This is a genomic window from Sphingomonas bacterium, from assembly GCF_028289855.1.
GTDB lineage: Bacteria > Pseudomonadota > Alphaproteobacteria > Sphingomonadales > Sphingomonadaceae > Sphingomonas.
In genome coordinates this window covers 1-19,026 of sequence record NZ_JAQGKZ010000114.1, presented here as the reverse complement: position 1 = coordinate 19,026, position 19,026 = coordinate 1, and the positions used below count along the sequence as shown (strand labels likewise).

Below are 19,026 nucleotides of genomic sequence, written 5' to 3'. Positions count from 1 at the left end.
TGTCGCCGCGCAAAATCCGAATTCATGGATGAAACGGCGCGTTGCATCCGACGAGATCACGACGCCGACGCCCGACAACCGGCTGATCGCCTGGCCCTACACCAAGCTGATGGTCGCCAACCCGATGGTCAATCAGGGCGCGGCGGTGATCGTCACCAGCGTCGCGACGGCGCGGGCGGCAGGAATCGCCGACGCGGACATGGTCCACATCCTCGGCGGCGCAGCGGCGGATGAGCCGCGCGACTATCTGGCGCGCGATGGCTATGCGGCGAGCCCCGCGCAGGACGCCGTCCTGACCCGCGCGCGCGATCTGGCGAGCGGATCGATCGACGCGGTCGAACTCTACAGTTGCTTCCCGTGCGTGCCGAAGATGGCGCGGCGGACGCTCGGGCTTGGCGGCGATGTCGCGCCGAGCGTGACCGGCGGCCTGACCTTCTTCGGCGCGCCGCTCAACAATTACATGCTCCACGCAGTGGCGGCGATGGCGCGGCGGCTGCGTAACAGCGGTGGCACCGGATTGCTTTATGGGCAGGGTGAATTCGTTACCAAGCATCATGCGCTGCTTCTGTCGTCGACACCGCCCCGCACACCACTCGACCATGATTATTCGGTTGCGGCCGATGCGGATCGCCGGCGCGGCCCGGTGCCGCCGACCGCGATGCCGGCGGATGGCGAGGCGACGCTCGAAAGCGCGACGATCCTCTATGCGCGCGACGGCAGCGTCGATCACGGCGTCGCGATCCTGCGCACGCGCGACGGTGCGCGGACGATGGCGGCGGCCGCGCCCGACGATCGCGCGACGCTCGCAGCGATTACAGACATGGATCGGTTCCCGGTCGGGCTCGGCGGCGCGATTACCGTCGGCGACATGCCACGCTGGACGCTATTATGACGATTGCGTTTGACGTACCGGCTCCTAAGAGATGGCCGAAGTGCTTGAAAACGGGGGCGGTAATTCGATGATCCGGCTATTGCTGGTGGCGGTGTGCGCGGTGCTGAGCATCGGCCAGGCGCATGCCGACGACGTGTTGCATTTCGGCGCGCGGCCCGCCTGGGTCGCATCGGTCGCGGCGCCCGCCGCCAAGCCCGCCGACGGCGCGTTCACCATCCGCGTGATCGATTTCCAGATCCGCATCGATGAGCGCGGCATGCACCAATATGTGCGCCAGATCATTCGCATCAACACGCCCGAAGGGTTGCAGGCCGGGGGCACCGCCTTGGTCGCGTGGCAACCGTCGTATCAGACCGCCACGGTCAACGGCGTGGTGATCCATCGCGGTACCGAGACGATCGACGCCATGAAGGACGGCAAGAGCTTCCAGGTACTGCGGCGCGAAGCCCAGCTGGAAAGCGCGCTGACGATCAGCGGGCTGTTGACCGCGATCATGCCGGTTCCCGATCTTCGTGTCGGGGACGAGATCGAATATTCGTTCACCGTCGACCAGGCCAATCCGGTCCTGGCCGGGCATGTCGAATCGATGATGCCGTTGAACAAGCTGCCCGCCGCCGATCGCATCAGTCTGCTGGCGAGCTGGCCGACCGGGCGCGGGGTGAAGTGGAAGGGGGGACCGCAGCTGCCGACGCCGGTGTTGACCAGAAAGGCGGGGATCGAGCAACTCGCCATCCTGCGCGATGGATGGACCGCGGTGGAGGTTCCGGCCGGGGCGCCGGGGCGATTCGGCAGCGGTGCGTTGTTTCAAATCGCGGACTTCGCGGATTGGTCCACGGTCGTCGGGATCATGCGCCCGCTGTTCGTCAAGTCGTCGACGATCGCCGCGGATTCGCCGGTGATGGTCGAGGTGAAACGGATTGCCGCTTTGTCGACCGACCCACGCGTCCGGGCATCGGAAGCGCTGCGGACGGTCGAGGGTCAGGTGCGCTATCTGGCGCGCGTCGATGGGCTCGGTGGCTACATCCCCGCCACCGCCGACGCGGTGTGGGCGGCGCGCAACGGCGATTGCAAGGGCAAGACGGTTCTATTGCTGGCGATGCTCCGCGCGCTTGGCATCGCCGCCGAACCCGTTCTGGCGTCGGCGACCGACGGCGATGGCGTCGACCAGTCGCTGCCGATGCCGGGCCGCTTCAACCACGTGCTGGTTCGCGCGACGATCGACGGCAAGACCTATTGGCTCGATGGCACCAGGCTGGGCGACCGCAGCGTCGAGACGCTGGCGGTACCGCCCTTCCACTGGGTGTTGCCGCTCGACGGCGTGGCGGCTGCACCGGTCGCGTTGATCGCCACCGAACCGGCGATCGCGGAAAACGAGAACCGGCTCGATCTGGATGCGCGCGACGGGATCGACAAGCCGGCCAAGGCGAGCGGATCGTACATCTATCGCGGCGAGGATGCCGCCAAGATGCGGATCGGGCTGGCGGCGTTGACCGCGGTGCAGCGCGACGAGCTCGCCCGCAAGCAATGGACCGACCGCTATAGCTGGATCACGCTCAAGACGTCCGACGTCAAGGTCGACGACAAGAGCGGCGACGTCGTGCTGTCGTTCACCGGCACCGCGACGATGGACTGGGACAACCCCGGCGCGGATTCGGCGCAGCGCTACGTCGCCGATGGCGCGCGGCTCGGCCAGGATATCGCCCCCAAGCGCGACAAGGATGAGGATACCGCCCCCGTCGCGGTCGATGCGCAATATACCGTCAACCGCGAAACCATCCTGTTGCCGGGCAACGGCAAGGGGTTCGAGCTGGAAGGCGACCCGATCGACCAGACGATCGGCGGAATCCACTATATCCGCGAGGCGACATTGAAGGACGGCGCGTTCACGATGACCGCGACCGTCCGCAGCAAGCCGGGCGAGATCAGCTATGCCGAGGCAAAGGCTGCCGACAAGCGGACCGACCTGCTGATCAACAAGCAACTCTATATCCGCGCCCCGGCCGATTTCGGCGCGCCGGCGGCGGAGGTCGCGGTCGCGACGCCGCCGGCCGATGCGGGCCTCGATACCGGCTTGACCGAGATCACCCGGCTGACGCTGGCGGGCAAGAACGACGACGCGCTGAAGCTGGTCGATGCGCGGATCGCCACGGGCGACAAGGCGGCGCGGACGCTGGCATTGCGCGGCCAGTTGCTGCGCAAGCTCGACCGCACCGCCGATGCCGGCAACGCCTATGACGAGGCGCTTGCGCTCGACCGGCGCGAGCCGCTGGCGATCATCGGCAAGGCCGAAATGCTGATCGACGCCGGTCGCGAGGAGGATGCGCTGATCCTCTACGACCGGCTGGTGCTGATCTGGCCCGACGCGCCGGAATCGTATCGGCGGCGCGCGGGCGTGCGCGACGCTCTGGGTCAGCTCGACGGTCAATTGTCCGATCTCGGCATTCTGATCGCCAAGAAGCCCGACGACGTGGATGCGCATCGCGACCGGGCGTGGGCGTACATGCTCCGCGGTCGCGGGGTCGAGGCGGTGGGCGAGGCGCGCGCGCTGGTGAAGGCGCATCCCGATGACGAATCGCTGCACACGCTGCTCGCCAGCATCCTGGCGCATGAAGGCAAGCGGGCCGAGGCCATCGCCGAGCTGGACAAGTCGATCGCGCTGAAGCCCAGCGGCGAAGCGTATCGCGTGCGGTTATGGTATGGATTGGCCCTCGACGCCAAGGCGCGACTGGCCGACATAGTGGCGCTGATCAAGATCGATCCCTGGGGCGAACTGCCGATGGTGCCGTTGCGGCCAATGCTCGCCGACCCGGCCGCTCGCGCAGCGATCGGCACAGCCTATCAGGCCGCGCTGGACGACAATCCCGACGGCAACGTTGCGATTACCGAAGAGCGCGCGCGGACGATGGCAATCGGCGGCGAGGTGACGCCTTATCTGGCGCTGCTCGATGCGGCGGTGGCCAAGAAACCGCGCGACGCCGACGCGCTGAACGGCGGGTGCTGGGCGCGGGCGACATTGAAAGCCGATCTCGACACCGCGCTGGCGCAATGCGACCGCTCGCTGGCGGCCAATCGCCAGGCGGGGACGCTCGACAGCCGGGGTCTGGTCCACTTGCAGCGCGGCGACTGGGCGGCCGCGGCGGCGGATTATGGCGAGGCGGTTGCGATGCGCCCGACGATGGTCAGCAGCCTGTATGGCCGCGGCATCGCGCGCAAGCATCTGGGCGATGCCGCCGGCAGCAAGGCGGATCTCGCCGCCGCGATGAAGATCGACGCGACGATCGGCGATACTTTTGCGGCCTATGGGATCAAGCCCTAGGCTTGGCGAAGGCTCAGCGGCGTGCCGGGAAAAGGCGTGGGTTGCGCAGTAAGGCTGCGGACACCAGCGCTACCACCAAACCGACCGGCGCGACCTCCGTCATCGTCATCGCCATACGGATCAGCGGGTTGGCGTACATCGCCCGCATCGAATCGAATTCGGCGGTCATCTTCGCGATCGCGGCGGCGCTCTTGCCGCTTGCCTGGGCGTCGCGGACCATCTTGGCGATGTAATCGTCCATGAAGCGATAATGCGTGATCGCGAGATACGCTTCCCAGATCAGCACATAGGCGAGGCAGGCGATCAACGCGATCAGCAGGCCGAGGCCGAGCGCGCGTCCGAACCGGATCACCCCACCGCCCTCGACATCGCGATAGCGCTTCACCCCGACGAACACGAAGCTCATCGCGACCAGCATGACCGAATAGCCGAACGCCAAGGTCGCGACGAATTGAACGCGTTCGTGGAGCGTGGCGACCACGGCGATGAAGGCAGTGAGTACGGCGGCGGACAGCCCGCCGTAGATGAGCGAATAGCGAAGCGTCGGATTCATGACTTCCCCCTGTTGCGAGTGCGGCACCGTTTTCGCCGCGTTCCCCCTGGGGCACTATCGCCCGAACGGGTGATTTTCGCGAATCGCGCCTATTCGATGATCGACAGGAAGCGCGCTTTCTCGATCGCCTTCACACGCCGGTCGACGTCCAGCTTGGCGAACAGGCTGGCGAGGTGAGTCTTCACGGTATTGGGCGAGACGCCGAGCGCCCGGGCGAGCTCATTGTTCGTGCTGCCCGACGCCAGCAGATCGAGCACTTGGCATTCGCGCGGGGTAAGCCCGAGCGACGCCACCGCCGCCACATTGCGCGCGAACGGTGCGGCCGGCTTCTTTGCGGTCAGGCGATGCCCGACCCACAGCCCGAGCGCGGTGAACCCCACGGCGAGCAACCCGACGTAGAGGTCGGTCGAAACCTCACTCGCGGCGTAGCGGAACTTGAGCTGCTCGAGCGCGACCGCGGCAACCGCCAGCCCCAATCCGTAGAGCAGGACGGTCCGCCACATCGGTCAAGCGGCCGCTGCGCAACGCCACCGGTCGCGCATCCAGCCCTCGGCGGCGGCGCGCAGGCGTGCGGGATAATCGGGCGTATCGGGACCGATCAACGGCAGCGCGAAGTCGGCGACGGTCGCGGCGATCCCGGCGGCGTCGCAATCGCGCCCCGCGGCGCGGGCGTGGCGCGCGATTTCCAGTTCCTGTCCCCAGAAATAGACCTTCGTCGCGGCGATATTGGCCTGCATCTGCCGTATTTCGTCGATTCGGCCGTCCGACACCAGCGGCAGCCAGATGTCGGCGATCATCACATCGACGGGTGCGTCCGCAACCCAAGCCAACGCATCGGCCTCGACGATGCGGACCTTGGCGCCGGCATCGCCGGGCAACCGGCCGAACAGATCGAGCTCGGCATGGAGTGCGATCACGTCGGGATCGCGCTCGATCACCGTCACGCGCGTGACCTCCGGCTTCAGCGCGCACGCGGCCGCCGCCCAGCCCATGCCGAGCCCGAGGATCGCGACGTGCCCATAGGCGGCCTCGACACCGATCTGTTCGCTCTCGATCTCCAGCGGGGTGAGCGACATCCAGATGTCGTCGTCGCGCTGCAACGCGATCACTTCGACGAGTTGGAGCGGGCTCCAATAGCCGCGCGCCAGCACCTGTTGACCCCGCTCCAACCGCCAGGCCCCGCTCGCATGCGGGCGATAAAGCGCGGCGATCGCAACCGTTTCCGGCGAATCGATCACCCCGCGCCGATCAGTTCGCGCCCGATCAGCATGCGGCGGATTTCGTTCGTCCCCGCGCCGATATCGAGCAGCTTGGCGTCGCGCCAATAACGTTCGACCGGCCAGTCCTTGGTGTAGCCGGCGCCGCCCAGCGCCTGGATCGCCTCTCCGGCGACCTTCACCGCGCTTTCGCTCGCCAGCAGGATCGCGCCCGCCGCATCGAACCGCGTGGTGAGGCCCGCATCGCAATTCTTGGCGACCGCATAGACGTACGCGCGCGCCGAATTGAGCGCGACGTACATGTCGGCGACCTTGGCTTGGATCAGCTGGAACTGGCCGATCGACTGGCCGAATTGCTTGCGCTCGCGAACGTAGGGCACGACCACGTCGAGGCACGCCTGCATGATGCCGAGCTGGATCCCGGCGAGTACGGTACGCTCGTAATCGAGCCCCGACATCAGCACCCCGACCCCGCCGTTGAGCGGGCCCATCACGTTCTCTTCGGGCACTTCGCAATCGTCGAACACCAGTTCGGCGGTGGGCGATCCGCGCATACCCAATTTGTCGATCTTCTGACCGATCGAGAAACCGGGCATGTCCTTTTCGATCAGGAACGTGGTGATGCCGCGGCTGCCTTCGCCGGTCTTGGCGTAGACCACCAGCGTGTCGGCATAGGCCGCGTTGGTGATCCAGAATTTGGTGCCGTTGAGGACGTAGCCGCCCTGGACCGGCTCGGCCTTGAGCTTCATCGACACGACGTCCGATCCCGCGCCGGCCTCGGACATAGCGAGGCTCCCGACATGCTCGCCGGAAATCAGCTTTGGCAGGTATTTTGCTTTTTGTTCAGGGCTGGCCCAGCGGCGGATCTGGTTGACGCACAGGTTCGAATGCGCGCCGTACGACAGGCCGATCGAGGCGGAGGCACGGCTGACTTCCTCACACGCGACGACGTGCTCGAGATAGCCGAGGCCCAGCCCGCCATCTTCCTCGCCGACGGTGATGCCGTGCAGCCCCAGCTCGCCCATCGCGGGCCACAACTCGGTCGGGAACCAGTCGTCGGCATCGATCTTTGCGGCGAGCGGCGCGATTTGCTCGCTGGCGAAGCGCCGAGTCGTCTCGCGGATCATGTCGGCATTTTCGCCGAGGCCGAAGTCTAGGGTGGCGTCCATGATTCGTCTCCAAAAAGCGCAACCGTCACCCCGGCCTTGTGCCGGGGTCTGCCGCGCCTTACGCACTGAATCCAGTGGGGCACGGCGGATGCCGGGACAAGCCCGGCATGACGAATGGGGGAAGCTTTGTCGAATAGCCTGTTCCGCCGCAAGATCATCACCGAGCAGCCACCCGAGCACCAGCTCGCGCGGACGTTATCGTGGCCGCATCTGGTCGCGCTCGGCGTCGGCGCGATTGTCGGGACGGGGATCCTGACGCTGATCGGGGTTGGCGCCGATCGCGCCGGGCCGGCTGTCTTGCTGAGCTTCGTCGTGGCAGGGGCGATCTGCGCGTGCGCGGCGCTGTGTTATGCCGAAATGGCGACGATGATCCCGGCGTCGGGTAGCGCCTATACCTATAGCTATGCGACCCTGGGCGAGGTGATCGCGTGGGTGGTCGGCTGGTCGCTGATCCTCGAATATTCGCTGGTCGTGGCGACCGTCGCGGTTGGTTGGGCTGGCTATGCCAATGGGTTCCTCGACGCGCGGGGATGGGGATTGCCGACCTATCTGACGCACGGGCCGGTCATCGGCGGCGCGTTTGGGATCAACCTGCTCGCGATCGCGATCATCGCCATCGTCGCCGGGCTGCTGATGCTCGGCACGCGTGAAAGCGCGCGGATCAACACGGGTCTGGTGGTGCTCAAGATCGCCACGTTGACCTTGTTCGTCGCTTTCTCGCTGCCGCATTTCGACGCCGCCAACCTCCACCCGTTCGCGCCGCTCGGCTATGGCAGCACGGCGGGCGCGGGCGGCGTGAAATACGGCATGATGGGTGCGGCGGCGATCATCTTCTTTGCCTTCTACGGGTTCGATGCGATCTCGACCGCGGCGGAGGAAACCAAGAATCCAGACCGCGATCTGGCGATCGGGATCGTCGGGTCGATGGTCGCGTGCACGATCATCTACCTGATCGTCGCGGCCGCTGCCGTCGGCGCGCTGCATTATACCAAGTTCGCCGATAGCCCGGAGCCGCTGGCGCTGATCCTGCGCGGGATCGGGCAGGGCACGGTCGCGGCTGTCGTGGCGGCAGCGGCGGTGATCGCGCTGCCCACGGTGATCCTGGGGTTCCTGTACGGGCAAAGCCGCATCTTCCTGGTGATGGCGCGCGACGGGTTTTTGCCCACGAGCCTCGCCAAATTGTCCAGCCGCGGTACGCCGGCGCGGATTACTGCCGTGACGGCGGTATTGGTATCGATCCTCGCCGCGCTGACCCCGCTCGACGTCATCGCCAGCCTGGCCAATGCCGGAACGCTGTGCGCGTTCATCGCCGTGGCGGTATGCGTGCTGGTGCTGCGGCGGCGCGAGCCGAACGGGCGGCGGCCATTCCGTACGCCGCTGGCGTGGGTGGTGGCGCCGGGCGCGATCCTGGGGTGCCTGTATCTGTTCACCAGCCTGCAAAGCATCACGCAGATTTCGTTCCTGATCTGGAACGCGATCGGGCTGGCGATCTACTTCCTTTACGCGCGGCGGCGGTCGCTAGTCGCGTAGCGCCCAGCGCACCGTCTCGGCGATGCCGCGTGTGCCGAGGCGGATCGCGGGCTTGCTGAACGTTGGCGCAGCGAGGCCGTGCATCCGCCGCGCCCATTCGGGCAGCAATTCGATCGCGGCGTTCATCGTCAACGCCTGGAAGGGGACGAGCATGAGGCTCGGCGGGCGTTGGTGGAGCAGCAGGTGAAGCACCTCGCGGCTGCGCTCGTCGGCGTTCAGTTCGGGCAGGAAGCCGGCGATCAGCGCCTCGGCCTCGGCGCGGCTGCGCGGAACGGGATTCGCTCCGAGCTTCTCGCCGATGATCGCGATCTCGGCGAAATAGCGGTCTTGGTCGGCGGCGCTCATGCCGGGCTCGCCATACCGCATCCAGCCGTCAAGGAAGCTCGTCGCCTCGGCGACATGCACCCAGGCGAGCAGCCGGGGATCGTTCGCCGAATAGGGCGCCCCGTCGGGCAGCACGCCGGACACTTTGTCATGGATGTGCCGCACCCGCGCGATCTGCGCTTCTGCCGAGGCGCGCGTTTCGAACGTCGTTTGCGCGATGAAGCGCGCGGTGCCGCGCAGCCGCGCGTTCATGTCGTCGCGGAACCCCGAATGGTCCCATACGCCCGCGAGCACCTTGGGATGAAGCATCTGGAGCATCAATGCGGCGATGCCGCCGACCATCATTCCGGTGACATCGATATGGACTCGCCACGCGACCGAATCGGGCGCGAACAGTCCCCTGCCGTCGCGCGCAAGCTCGATCCGCGGATTGGCCGGATCGGCCAGCAGGCCGCGAATCTGGCGCGCGATGGAGGAACGGATGCCGAGCATCGTTTCAAGATAGGGCGCGCGGCGCAGGGCGCGAGTGGTCAGGCCGCGCGCCGCACCGTACCGAGCAGCGGATAGACCTCTCGCCGCTCGGCCGCGAGGAATGCTTCGACCCGCGCGATCATCCCGCGCGTCGCCGCTACGTAGCCAGGCCAGTCGGACGAAATCCGCGCGCTGCTCCAATCGCCGATATGCCTGGTCGATTCGCCGAATAGCGCGCGCAGCCGCTCCTCCAGCGCGCGCGCCGCCGCGACGTGCGCCGCGGTGGGACCGGCGTCGAGCACGGGGACGAGCCTTCCGGTCAGGAAACGCAAGCGCTGGCCGGCGAGCCGTGCAAGCTGGCTGCGGCGCTTGCCGAGGTCGGGCAGATCGGGTGCATCTTTGCGCAATGCCGCTTCCAGACCCTTTATCGCCGCCGCAAAGTTGGTGTTCACCTCGTCCAGTTCGGCGGCGAGCGTCAGGTCCATTGCAATCTCCCTTTGTCAGGAAGAACGGTAGGATGTGCAGGGGCTTAATGGGATTATTTGGGAACAGAGCTTCGCTTGCGCTCGCGTCACCAAAAGCACAAATCGCGCCCCGCGCGATTTACGTCTTTTGGTGACCCCTACGGGGCTCGAACCCGTGTTTCAGCCGTGAAAGGGCCGCGTCCTAACCACTAGACGAAGGGGCCATCGCTGGCGCGGCTAGGCGGTTAGGCAAAGCGGCGCGGATGGTCAACCCGCGTCGGGCGCGCGGTGGCAAACCGCTTGCAGCTTGTTGCCGTCGGGATCGCGGACATAGGCACCATAATAATTGGCGTGATAGTGCGGGCGCGGACCGGGCGCGCCCTCGTCGCTGCCGCCATTGGCCAAAGCGGCGGCATGAAAGGCGTCCACCGCGGCGCGATCGGGCGCGAGGAAGGCGGCGTGCGCGCCGTTACCCACCGACGCCGCGCCGCCGTCGAACGGCGATACGACGAACAGCTTCGTGCCCGCCATGTCGCCGAATACCAGTGTCCCCGGCAGGGCGAACGGCTGTGCGACGCCGAGCGTCGCCATCACCGGTTCGTAGAAGCTTCGTGCGCGGTCGATATCGTTGGTGCCTAGCGTGATATGGCTGAACATCGAAGGCCTCCGTCAATCCGCCCAGGCGGCGTCGTCGAGGTGCAACTCGGCGGCGGGGCGCGAACCCCAGTCATCGACCTTCGGACGCCCGGCGAGCCACAATTTACGGTGCGACGGCGCCTGCAGCAACGCCTGGCCGAGCGCGGTGTCGGCCGACCGGAACGCCATCGCCTTGAGGCTGCGGCCGTCGTCGCCCGCCATGATCGCGCGGACATGGCCGTTGCCGACGACATCGACCTTGATCGTGCGGAACGGCCCCGCGACCACGCGCGGCGCGGGCCAGCCCATGCCGTACGGCCCCCCGCCGTCGATCGTCTCGCACAGCATCGGCGTCACGCCGCCGGGCGCGAGGAGTGCATCGACCAGCAGCGAGCGGTCGGCAGTCGATCGCAGAACCGCTGCGGTCAGTCGTTCGTCGAGGAATGCGGCGAAATCGGCCAGTTTGTCCTCGGCGATCGTCAAGCCAGCCGCCATCGCATGCCCGCCGCCCGCGACCAGCAACCCGGCTTCTTTCGCCGCGAGCACCGCCGCGCCGAGATCGACCCCCGAAATCGACCGCCCCGATCCCTTGCCGACACCATGCTCGTCGATCGCGATGACGATCGTCGGGATGCCCAGCGTTTCCTTGAGCCGCCCCGCGACGATACCGATCACGCCCGGGTGCCAGCCCTTGCCGGCAACGACTGCGACCGTAGCGCCGTGCGGCAACATTTCGGCCTCTTGCTGCACCAAAGCCTCGATCGCGCGGCGTTCCTCGTTGAGGCGGTCGAGTTCGGCGGCGATCTTGCGCGCCTCGTGCGGGTCGTCAGTCGTCAGTAGCCGCACGCCGAGATCGGCGCGGCCGACCCGCCCGCCGGCGTTAATTCGCGGGCCGAGTGCGAAGCCAAGGTCGCTGCACGTCGGCGCCCGCGTCAGCCGCGCGGCTTCGGCCAGCGCGGCGAGGCCTATATTGCGCCGCTGCGCCATGACCTTCAGGCCCTGGGTGACGAACGCTCGGTTGAGGCCCCTCAATTGTGCAACATCGGCGACCGTGCCGAGTGCGACCAGATCGAGCAGCTCGAGCAATTTGGGCTCGTCGCGTGTCGCGAAGAAATCGCGTGCGCGAAGTTCACGGAGCAGCGCTGCGCCGAGCAGGAACGCGACACCAACCGCGGCGAGGTGACCGTGCATCTTGCCCTCGGTCTCGTCGAGCCGGTTGGGGTTCACCAGCGCCAGCGCGTGGGGAAGCGCGGTCGCGCATTGGTGGTGATCGACGACGATTACGTCGACCCCTACATCGCGCGCCATCGCGAGCGCTTCGAACGCCTGCGCGCCGCAATCGACCGTGACGATCAGCGACGCGCCGCCTTGCGCGATCCGCACCAAAGCCTCGCCCGACGGGCCATATCCCTCCATCAGCCGGTCGGGGATGTAAGCCTGCGGATCGATGCCGAGCCCGCGCAACAGCCGAACCATCAACGCCGCGGAAGTCGCGCCATCGACATCGTAATCGCCGAACACCGTCACCGCCTCACCCGCGAGAACGGCGTCGGCGAGGCGGCTTGCAGCCTTGTCCATATCGTTGAAGATCGACGGGTCGGGCATGAAGCCGCGGATGCTCGGGCTGCGGTTGGCGTCGAGCTCTTCGCGCGCCACGCCGCGCGACAGCAGCAATTGCGTGACCAGATCGTCGGGCATGAACCCCGGATCGCGCGCATCGGCGGCGAGCGCGCGCCAGCGCCACGGCTGACCGAGGATCGATCGAGTGATGTTGAGGACGGTATCGGTCATGCGGAACGCCAGCCTTAGGCCCCGCGCTGCGCTTTCACCAGCGTGCCGCCTAGTGGATCAGCCAAGTGCCTTCGCGGAACCACTTGGTGATGATGTATTTGACGCCAGCCACCACCGGCATGCCCTCATGCAGCGTCAAAGTGTTGGGGCTGCCGTCGGCGTTCATGTTGTTCCACGCGAGCAGCAACCCGCGGCGCGGTGCGACGCGAAGGCCCGCTTCGGGGAACCAGGTCGCGCCACCTTCTTCGACATCGTTGAGATAGATCATCGCCGTCCAGGTGCGCTGGCCACCGGTACGCTTCATCTCGGGCCAGTATTTCTGGCTCTGGTGGAAGAAATCGTGATGCGCGCGGAATTGCTGGCCGGGGGCGTAGCGTTGCCCCTGCATCGTCTCCCCCGACACCGCCGAGATACCGAGCAGGTCGGCGATCGCGGTGTCGATCGGCAGCACATCGGGCGAATAGCGGTCCATGTCGCAGCTCTCGCTGGTACGGAAACCGTAATCCTCCTGCGCGGGACGATCGGACAGCAAGGTTGAGGGACGCCGATTGCTGTCGATGATGCCGATCAGCGTCTCGCACTGCTCAGGCGTAAGGAAATCGAGATGATAATAAGCCTGCGCCGCGCCGACCAACGCGGGCTGGACGCGGGGGTTGGCCTCAAGCCGCGCGGCGACGATCTGGCCGATACGCGCGCGGTCCTTGGACGGGCCCCCGGCGGTGATGGTCTTTCTGGTACCTAGCATGGCGGTTTTCTTCGCATCTCGACCCAAAAAGGCAAGGGCCCGGGAACGAATTCCCAGGCCCCAACCCGCGCGACGATCTCAATAGAAGATGTCGTAGACCACGTCGACCACTTCGCCGGAGTAGATATCGACCAGCAGTGCATCGTTGTAGTAGCGCACCCAGCGATACTCGCCGTAGGCTTCCGGCAGGCGATAATCGTACGGATCGTCGATCCAGTAGCTCTGGCTGAACAGGATCTGGTCGAGCACCAGGCCGATCGAGAACCGGCGATATCCATAGTTCCAGCCGTACGGCGCGTAGTAGCGCGGCAAGCGGAAAGCGTTGCGGTTCGACGAGCGATATTGCTGCCAGTTATACTGGTTATTGCCGCGCCAACTGCGGTTCCACTGACCGCCATTGTTGCGGTCGTAGCCGCCGCGATTGCCGTTATCGCCACCGCGCCAGCGGTTATCGCCGTTGCGCCCGGTGTTGCCGGCCCAACCGCCGTTGCGGTCGCCGCGCCAGCCGGTGTTGCCGCCATTCGAGCGATCGCGATTGGCGCGAGCCTGTGCCTCGGCCTGGGCGCGCGCCTGATCGTTGCCGCCCTGGTTGTTGAAGCCGCCACCCGATTCGGGTCCACGACCACGCCAGCTGCCGCCGTTACCGCCATTGTCGGAACGGTTGCCCCAGCCGCCGGCGCGGCCACGTGCTTCGGCTTGGGCACGGGCATTGGCCAGCACCTGTGCCTGAGCTTGTGCCTGGGCATCGGCGCCGGCGTTGCCGCCGCCGTTGCGGCCGGCCCAGCCGGCACCACGATCATTGCCACGCCATTGCGCGCGGGGCGCGGGGACCGGGGCAGGCGTCGGTGCCGGAGTCGCCGCTGTGCCGCCATTGTCGCGTCCGCGCCACCCGCCGCCGTTATTGCCGCGCGGCTGGCTGGCGCTCGAATCGCCGCCGCGACGGCTGCCCCGATCGCCGCGGTCCTGTGCCGATGCCATTGCGGGCAGCGAAACCGCCGCCGCCATCAGCGTGAGAAGAAAAGCCTTACGCATTCCCGTAACTCCATCCGCCGGCGCACAAGCCGGCCCATCGATAAGCCCTTCTGCCCGAGTCGCGCTGACGCGTTCCTGAATTGGCCTGTCAGCCAATTGAAAGAATCTAGGGCGTCGGAGTCAGTGCGGGAACAACGCGCGCGGCGTCGGAAGGATCAATGCCGGGGCGCGGGCTCGCCACAGTTTCGTCGCCGCGCTGGATGCGCCCTGCGCGCTGGATCGCCTCGACCAGCCGCGGATAAACGCCGCAGCGGCAGATATTGGTGATCCCGTCGCGAATCTGGTCCTCGCTCGGGCGCGGATTGTTCCTGAGCAGCACCGATGCGGCCATCACCATGCCGGGGATGCAGAATCCGCACTGGCTGACATTCTCGGCCAGGAACGCCGCCTGGATCGGGTGGCTACGGTCGTGCGACAGCCCCTCGATCGTGGTGACGAAGCTGCCCTCGATCGATCCGATCGGGACGAGGCAGGATTTCTTCGCGGCGCCATCGACATCGACGATGCACGCGCCGCAATGGCCGGTGCCGCAGCCATATTTGGTGCCCGTCAGGTTCGACGCGTCACGCAGCGCGAACAGCAACGGCGTCGCCGGGTCCATGCGGTATTCGACCGGCTGATTGTTGACGGTGAACTTGGTCACCGCGCACCGTTAAGCGGAAACCCGCCGTTTCCGCCAGTGGCATTGTCCTAGGCATGGGGCAGGGCGATATTCCCAGCATGACCCTTCCCACCCTGTTCGTGCCGCATGGCGGCGGCCCCTGTTTCTTCATGGATCCTGATGGCGGACCGCCCGAGCCGATGTGGCGGCCGATGCAGGCCTATCTCGCCGGGCTGATCGCCGGCCTGCCCGAACGGCCGCGCGCGATCTTGCTCGTGTCGGGGCATTGGGAGGAGGACGCCATCACCGTCCACACCGGCGAGCATCCGAGGTTGCTGTACGATTATCACGGCTTTCCCGAGCACACCTATCAATTGAAATGGGATGCGCCGGGCGCCCCCGACGTTGCGCGCCGCGCCGCCGACCTGCTGCGGAACGCGGGGTTCGACACGCGCGAGGAGCGGGAGCGCGGCTGGGACCACGGCGTCTTCATCCCGATGAAGGTCGCGGTGCCCGAGGCCGATATTCCGCTCGCGCAATTGTCGCTGCGCGCCGATCTCGATCCCGCCGAACACATCGCGATCGGCCGCGCCCTGGCGCCGCTCCGCAACGAAGGCGTGCTGATCGTCGGATCGGGGATGAGCTTCCACAATTTGCGCGTTCGGGGACCGCAGGCGGAAGTGCCAAGCCGCGAATGGGACGCTGCGCTGACCGATGCGGTGACCGATCCCGACCCCGCGCGCCGCGCCAAACGCGTCGCGGCATGGGACACGCTCCCGCACGCCCGTTTCGCCCATCCGCGCGAGGAGCATCTGCTGCCGCTGATGGTCGCGCTGGGTGCGGGCGGCGATGGCACCGCGGTGCGCGATCACGCCAGCGAGGTGCTCGGCTGGGCCGTCTCGGGCTATCGCTTCGACTGATAACGTTCACAAACCGCACGTGCAGCGGCTTGCGGCGAAAACGAAGCTAGTCCATCAAGGCACTCGAAACCGGTTCCAGACCGGGCCGCAGGGGAGTGTGTTCATGGCGATTAACCCGGGCGTTACGGCGTCGACCAATCCCGAAGCGATGGATGCCACGCACGAAGGGATAAACGCGCCCGACCTTCAGGTGTTCGTGTTCTCGCTGTTCTTCATCTTCGGCGGCATCACCAGCCTGAACGACGTGATTATACCGAAGCTGAAAGAGCTGTTCACGCTCAACTTCTTTCAGGCGTCGCTGGTTCAGGTCTGGTTTTTCATCGCTTATGCGGTGGTCGGCATCCCCGGCGCGAGGCTGGTCAAGCGGATCGGCTACATGCGCGGCGCGGTGGCCGGCCTGGTCACCATGATCGTCGGCTGCCTGTTGTTCATTCCGGCGAGCCAGACCGCCACCTTTGGTGTGTTCCTGGCCGCCTATTTCGTCCTCGCGACCGGCGTGGTCCTGGTCCAGATCGTCGCCAATCCGCTGATCAGCCTGCTTGGCCCGCCGCGCACCGCGCACAGCCGCCTGACGTTCGCGCAGGCGTTCAATTCGCTCGGGACGACGATATTTCCCTATTTCGGCGCGATTCTGATCCTCGGCGGCCTGGCCGCCGTCAGCGCCACCCAATTGTCCGGCCCGGCGCTAGACGCATACCGCACGCAGGAAACGCAGGCCATCGTGCATGGCTATATGGGTATCGCCGCGGCGCTCGCGGTGGTCGCCGCCGTCGTGTGGCTGTTCCGCAATCGGCTCAAGGGCGAACGGCACGAAGCGTCGAGTTTCTCGCAAGGCCTCGCGCTGCTCAAGCGTACGCGGTTCGGTTTCGGGGCGTTGTGCATCTTCCTCTATGTCGGCGCGGAGGTCGCGATCGGCAGCTTTCTCGTCAGCTATCTCATCCAGTCGAACGTGCTTGGTTTGTCGCAGCAAGCCGGTGGCAAGCTGATCCCATTCTATTGGGGCGGCGCGCTGATCGGGCGCTTCATCGGGTCGGCGGTGCTGCGGGTGATCAGCCCGGGCAAGGTGCTGGCGTTCAACGCGGTCGGCGCGATCGTGCTGATTCTCATTTCGATTAACACGGTCGGCACGATCTCGGGCTATTCGTTGCTGGCGGTCGGGCTGTTGAACTCGATCATGTTCCCGACGATCTTCACCCTGGCGTGCGAAAAGCTGGGGACGCGCGCGGCCGATGGGTCGGGCATCATCAACGTCGCGATCGCCGGCGGCGCGGTCATTCCGGCGGTCTACGGGACGATCGCGGACCATTCGAGCCTGCGACTGGCATTGTTCCTTCCGATCGTCTGTTACGCGATCATCGCGGCGTTCGGGATCTACGCGCGCAAGCCGGCAGAGGACTTCGCCGACGCCTAGTCCTTCCGCGCTTCACCCAGCCGGGGCGCGGGGCGGCCGAGCGACAGATCGGCGTCGGAGAAGCGGATCGGGGTGCGCAGGCCGTCGAGCCGCGCGCCCTTGACGACCATGCCGCGTGCGACGACCTGCGGGTCGGTCAGCGCCTGTTCGACGGTGTTGATCGGGCCAACGGGTACGCCGACTGCTTCGAGCCTCGCTAGAAGATCATCCCGATAGAACCTGCGCGTCGCCGCCTCGATCGCCGCGAACAACGGCTCTCGGTGCTCGATCCGGCCAGCGTTGGTCGCCCAGCGTTCTTCGGGGGTGATCCCGACCACGCCGCAGAACCGCTGGAACTGGCCGTCATTGCCGACGGCGAGAATGAACCAGCCGTCGCTCGTCGGGAAAACCGCATAGGGCGACACGTTCATATGCGCATTGCCGACGCGGTGCGGCGTCACGCCGCTGGCGAAATAATTCGCCGCCTGGTTAGCTAGCACGCCGGTCATCGTGTCGAGTAAGCTCATGTCGATATGCTGGCCGCGCCCGGTGCGTTCGCGCATCGCCAGCGCCGCCTGGATTGCGATCACCGAATAGAGCCCGGTGGCAATGTCGGCCATCGCCACGCCGATCTTCTGCGGCGCGCCTTCAGGTTCGCCGGTCAGGTCCATAATCCCGCCCATGCCCTGGATGATGAAGTCGTAACCGGGCCGCGCGGCATAGGGGCCGTCCTGCCCGAAACCGGTGATCGAGCAGTAGATCAGGCGGGGGTTCAGCGCGCTCAGCGACGCGTAATCGAGCCCGTATTTGGCGAGCCCGCCGACCTTGAAATTCTCGATCAGCACGTCGCTGTCGGCGGCGAGGCGGCGGACCTCGGCCTGGCATTCCGGCGTGGTGAAATCGAGCACCACCGACGACTTTCCGCGGTTGCAGGCGTGGTAATAGGCCGCGTCGCGCGAGCCGTCAGGGTTCTCGATGAATGGCGGCCCCCAGGTGCGCGTGTCGTCGCCCGCGGGGCTTTCGACCTTCGTCACCTCGGCGCCGAGATCGGCCAGCACTTGCCCGGCCCACGGCCCCGCGAGAATCCGCGCGAGTTCGAGCACCTTGAGGCCGGCGAGGGGCGCAGGCTTGGTCAGAAGGCCGCGATCCCGGTGATGGCGCGGCCGAGGATCAGCGCGTGGACGTCGTGCGCGCCTTCATAGGTGTTGACCGTCTCGAGGTTCATCAGGTGGCGCATCACCTGATATTCGCCCGAAATGCCGTTGCCGCCGTGCATGTCGCGGGCATCGCGGGCGATGGCGAGCGCCTTGCCGACATTGTTGCGCTTGACGATCGAGATCATCTCCGGCGCGAACTTGCCCTCGTCCATCAGCCGCCCGACGCGCAGTGATGCCTGCAACCCGAGCGCGATCTCGGTTTCCATGTCGGCGAGCTTTTTCTGATAAAGCTGGCGTCCGGCCAGCGGCGTGCCGAACTGCTTGCGGTCGAGTCCGTATTGCCGCGCGGCATGCATGCAGAATTCGGCCGCGCCCATGCTGCCCCAGCTGATCCCGTAGCGCGCGCGGTTTAGGCAGCCGAACGGACCCTTCAGTCCTTGCACGTCGGGTAATAGCGCATCCTCGCCCACCTCGACCTCGTCCATCAGCACCATGCCGGTGATCGACGCGCGCAAGCTCAGCTTGCCCTCGATCTTGGGCGTCTCAAGACCCTTCATGCCCTTCTCAAGCACGAACCCGCGAATGCCGCCGCCATGCGCATCGGACTTGGCCCAGATCACGAACACGTCGGCGATCGGCGAGTTGCTGATCCATGTCTTCGCGCCCGACAGCGAATAGCCGTTTGCGGTCTTGGTCGCGCGCGTCGTCATGCTGCCGGGGTCGGACCCCGCATCGGGCTCGGTCAGTCCGAACGCGCCGATGAACTCGCCGGTGGCGAGCTTGGGCAGGTATTTGCGGCGTTGCTCCTCCGATCCGTA

At 66.5% G+C, this 19,026-nt stretch carries 17 protein-coding genes, 1 tRNA gene and 1 pseudogene; 5 read left to right on the top strand and 14 right to left on the bottom strand.

Features of this window, described 5'->3' with window-relative positions:
- Window positions 1–892: pseudogene (locus tag JWM94_RS13540) on the top strand (acetyl-CoA acetyltransferase); the annotation flags it as partial.
- 67 nt (window positions 893–959) lie between these two features.
- The gene (locus tag JWM94_RS13535; protein WP_299427979.1) at window positions 960–4,208 is read left to right on the top strand and encodes a DUF3857 domain-containing protein; all 3,249 of its coding nucleotides are present in this window, start codon (window positions 960–962) and stop codon (window positions 4,206–4,208) included.
- 13 nt (window positions 4,209–4,221) lie between these two features.
- Here JWM94_RS13535 and JWM94_RS13530 read toward each other — a convergent pair whose 3' ends face one another.
- From JWM94_RS13530 to JWM94_RS13515, 4 genes are all read right to left on the bottom strand, one after another.
- On the bottom strand, window positions 4,222–4,761 hold the full coding sequence (locus JWM94_RS13530; protein ID WP_299427976.1) for a DUF4199 domain-containing protein: 540 nt from the start codon (window positions 4,759–4,761) through the stop codon (window positions 4,222–4,224).
- An 89-nt stretch (window positions 4,762–4,850) separates the two neighbouring features.
- Window positions 4,851–5,264, bottom strand: coding sequence for a LuxR C-terminal-related transcriptional regulator (locus tag JWM94_RS13525; RefSeq protein WP_299427974.1), 414 nt, complete (start codon window positions 5,262–5,264; stop codon window positions 4,851–4,853).
- A 3-nt stretch (window positions 5,265–5,267) separates the two neighbouring features.
- Window positions 5,268–5,999 (bottom strand): hypothetical protein, encoded by a 732-nt coding sequence (locus JWM94_RS13520; RefSeq protein WP_299427971.1) that lies wholly within the window; start codon window positions 5,997–5,999, stop codon window positions 5,268–5,270.
- On the bottom strand, window positions 5,996–7,147 hold the full coding sequence (locus JWM94_RS13515) for an isovaleryl-CoA dehydrogenase (RefSeq protein ID WP_299427968.1): 1,152 nt from the start codon (window positions 7,145–7,147) through the stop codon (window positions 5,996–5,998). Before JWM94_RS13515 ends, JWM94_RS13520 begins: the two co-directional genes overlap by 4 nt.
- Before the next feature lie 126 nt (window positions 7,148–7,273).
- Here JWM94_RS13515 and JWM94_RS13510 point away from each other — a divergent pair, with 126 nt between their 5' ends.
- Window positions 7,274–8,677, top strand: coding sequence for an amino acid permease (locus JWM94_RS13510; protein ID WP_299427965.1), 1,404 nt, complete (start codon window positions 7,274–7,276; stop codon window positions 8,675–8,677).
- Here the strand turns inward: JWM94_RS13510 and JWM94_RS13505 are convergent.
- The 8 genes from JWM94_RS13505 to JWM94_RS13470 all read right to left on the bottom strand — a co-directional run bounded on the left by JWM94_RS13505 (window position 8,666) and on the right by JWM94_RS13470 (window position 14,783).
- A complete protein-coding gene (locus JWM94_RS13505; RefSeq protein WP_299427961.1) occupies window positions 8,666–9,493 on the bottom strand; it encodes an oxygenase MpaB family protein in 828 nt (275 codons plus the stop codon). The genes JWM94_RS13510 and JWM94_RS13505 overlap by 12 nt on opposite strands.
- Window positions 9,494–9,531: 38 nt before the next feature.
- The gene (locus JWM94_RS13500) at window positions 9,532–9,957 is read right to left on the bottom strand and encodes a hypothetical protein (protein ID WP_299427958.1); all 426 of its coding nucleotides are present in this window, start codon (window positions 9,955–9,957) and stop codon (window positions 9,532–9,534) included.
- A gap of 128 nt (window positions 9,958–10,085) precedes the next feature.
- Window positions 10,086–10,160: transfer RNA gene (locus JWM94_RS13495), tRNA-Glu, on the bottom strand.
- A gap of 43 nt (window positions 10,161–10,203) precedes the next feature.
- Window positions 10,204–10,593 carry a VOC family protein gene (locus JWM94_RS13490; RefSeq protein WP_299427955.1) on the bottom strand — a complete coding sequence of 130 codons (390 nt, stop codon included), beginning with the start codon at window positions 10,591–10,593 and terminating at the stop codon, window positions 10,204–10,206.
- Window positions 10,594–10,605: 12 nt separating this feature from the next.
- The gene (gene recJ / locus JWM94_RS13485) at window positions 10,606–12,363 is read right to left on the bottom strand and encodes a single-stranded-DNA-specific exonuclease RecJ (protein ID WP_299427952.1); all 1,758 of its coding nucleotides are present in this window, start codon (window positions 12,361–12,363) and stop codon (window positions 10,606–10,608) included.
- 49 nt (window positions 12,364–12,412) lie between these two features.
- Window positions 12,413–13,108 (bottom strand): 2OG-Fe(II) oxygenase, encoded by a 696-nt coding sequence (locus tag JWM94_RS13480; protein WP_299427947.1) that lies wholly within the window; start codon window positions 13,106–13,108, stop codon window positions 12,413–12,415.
- 78 nt (window positions 13,109–13,186) lie between these two features.
- Window positions 13,187–14,140 (bottom strand): RcnB family protein, encoded by a 954-nt coding sequence (locus JWM94_RS13475; protein ID WP_299427944.1) that lies wholly within the window; start codon window positions 14,138–14,140, stop codon window positions 13,187–13,189.
- Window positions 14,141–14,246: 106 nt separating this feature from the next.
- On the bottom strand, window positions 14,247–14,783 hold the full coding sequence (locus tag JWM94_RS13470; protein ID WP_299427941.1) for a (2Fe-2S)-binding protein: 537 nt from the start codon (window positions 14,781–14,783) through the stop codon (window positions 14,247–14,249).
- A gap of 77 nt (window positions 14,784–14,860) precedes the next feature.
- On the opposite strand from JWM94_RS13470, the gene JWM94_RS13465 reads away from it, so the two are divergent.
- Entirely contained in the window at window positions 14,861–15,661 is an 801-nt protein-coding gene (locus tag JWM94_RS13465; protein WP_299427937.1) for a class III extradiol ring-cleavage dioxygenase, read from the top strand.
- Between the two features lie 103 nt (window positions 15,662–15,764).
- The gene (locus tag JWM94_RS13460; protein ID WP_299427934.1) at window positions 15,765–17,072 is read left to right on the top strand and encodes a sugar MFS transporter; all 1,308 of its coding nucleotides are present in this window, start codon (window positions 15,765–15,767) and stop codon (window positions 17,070–17,072) included.
- Here the strand turns inward: JWM94_RS13460 and JWM94_RS13455 are convergent.
- Together JWM94_RS13455 and JWM94_RS13450 are read right to left on the bottom strand one after the other, a co-directional pair.
- Window positions 17,069–18,187, bottom strand: coding sequence for a CaiB/BaiF CoA-transferase family protein (locus JWM94_RS13455; protein ID WP_299427982.1), 1,119 nt, complete (start codon window positions 18,185–18,187; stop codon window positions 17,069–17,071). The two genes, JWM94_RS13460 and JWM94_RS13455, sit on opposite strands and share 4 nt — an antisense overlap.
- Window positions 18,184–19,026, bottom strand: an 843-nt coding sequence (locus JWM94_RS13450) for an acyl-CoA dehydrogenase family protein (RefSeq protein WP_299427931.1), incomplete at its 5' end; no start/stop codon positions are given. The genes JWM94_RS13455 and JWM94_RS13450, both read right to left, overlap by 4 nt.

What these genes read in the sequence shown, in the direction of transcription:
- JWM94_RS13480 (WP_299427947.1), bottom strand. Translation starts at nt 13,108, where the DNA reads ATGCTAGGTACCAGAAAGACCATCACCGCCGGGGGCCCGTCCAAGGAC.
- JWM94_RS13465 (WP_299427937.1), top strand. Translation starts at nt 14,861, where the DNA reads ATGACCCTTCCCACCCTGTTCGTGCCGCATGGCGGCGGCCCCTGTTTC.
- JWM94_RS13525 (WP_299427974.1), bottom strand. Translation starts at nt 5,264, where the DNA reads ATGTGGCGGACCGTCCTGCTCTACGGATTGGGGCTGGCGGTTGCCGCG.
- JWM94_RS13475 (WP_299427944.1), bottom strand. Translation starts at nt 14,140, where the DNA reads ATGCGTAAGGCTTTTCTTCTCACGCTGATGGCGGCGGCGGTTTCGCTG.
- JWM94_RS13500 (WP_299427958.1), bottom strand. Translation starts at nt 9,957, where the DNA reads ATGGACCTGACGCTCGCCGCCGAACTGGACGAGGTGAACACCAACTTT.
- JWM94_RS13530 (WP_299427976.1), bottom strand. Translation starts at nt 4,761, where the DNA reads ATGAATCCGACGCTTCGCTATTCGCTCATCTACGGCGGGCTGTCCGCC.
- JWM94_RS13535 (WP_299427979.1), top strand. Translation starts at nt 960, where the DNA reads ATGATCCGGCTATTGCTGGTGGCGGTGTGCGCGGTGCTGAGCATCGGC.
- JWM94_RS13490 (WP_299427955.1), bottom strand. Translation starts at nt 10,593, where the DNA reads ATGTTCAGCCATATCACGCTAGGCACCAACGATATCGACCGCGCACGA.
- JWM94_RS13505 (WP_299427961.1), bottom strand. Translation starts at nt 9,493, where the DNA reads ATGCTCGGCATCCGTTCCTCCATCGCGCGCCAGATTCGCGGCCTGCTG.
- recJ (WP_299427952.1), bottom strand. Translation starts at nt 12,363, where the DNA reads ATGACCGATACCGTCCTCAACATCACTCGATCGATCCTCGGTCAGCCG.
- JWM94_RS13515 (WP_299427968.1), bottom strand. Translation starts at nt 7,147, where the DNA reads ATGGACGCCACCCTAGACTTCGGCCTCGGCGAAAATGCCGACATGATC.
- JWM94_RS13460 (WP_299427934.1), top strand. Translation starts at nt 15,765, where the DNA reads ATGGCGATTAACCCGGGCGTTACGGCGTCGACCAATCCCGAAGCGATG.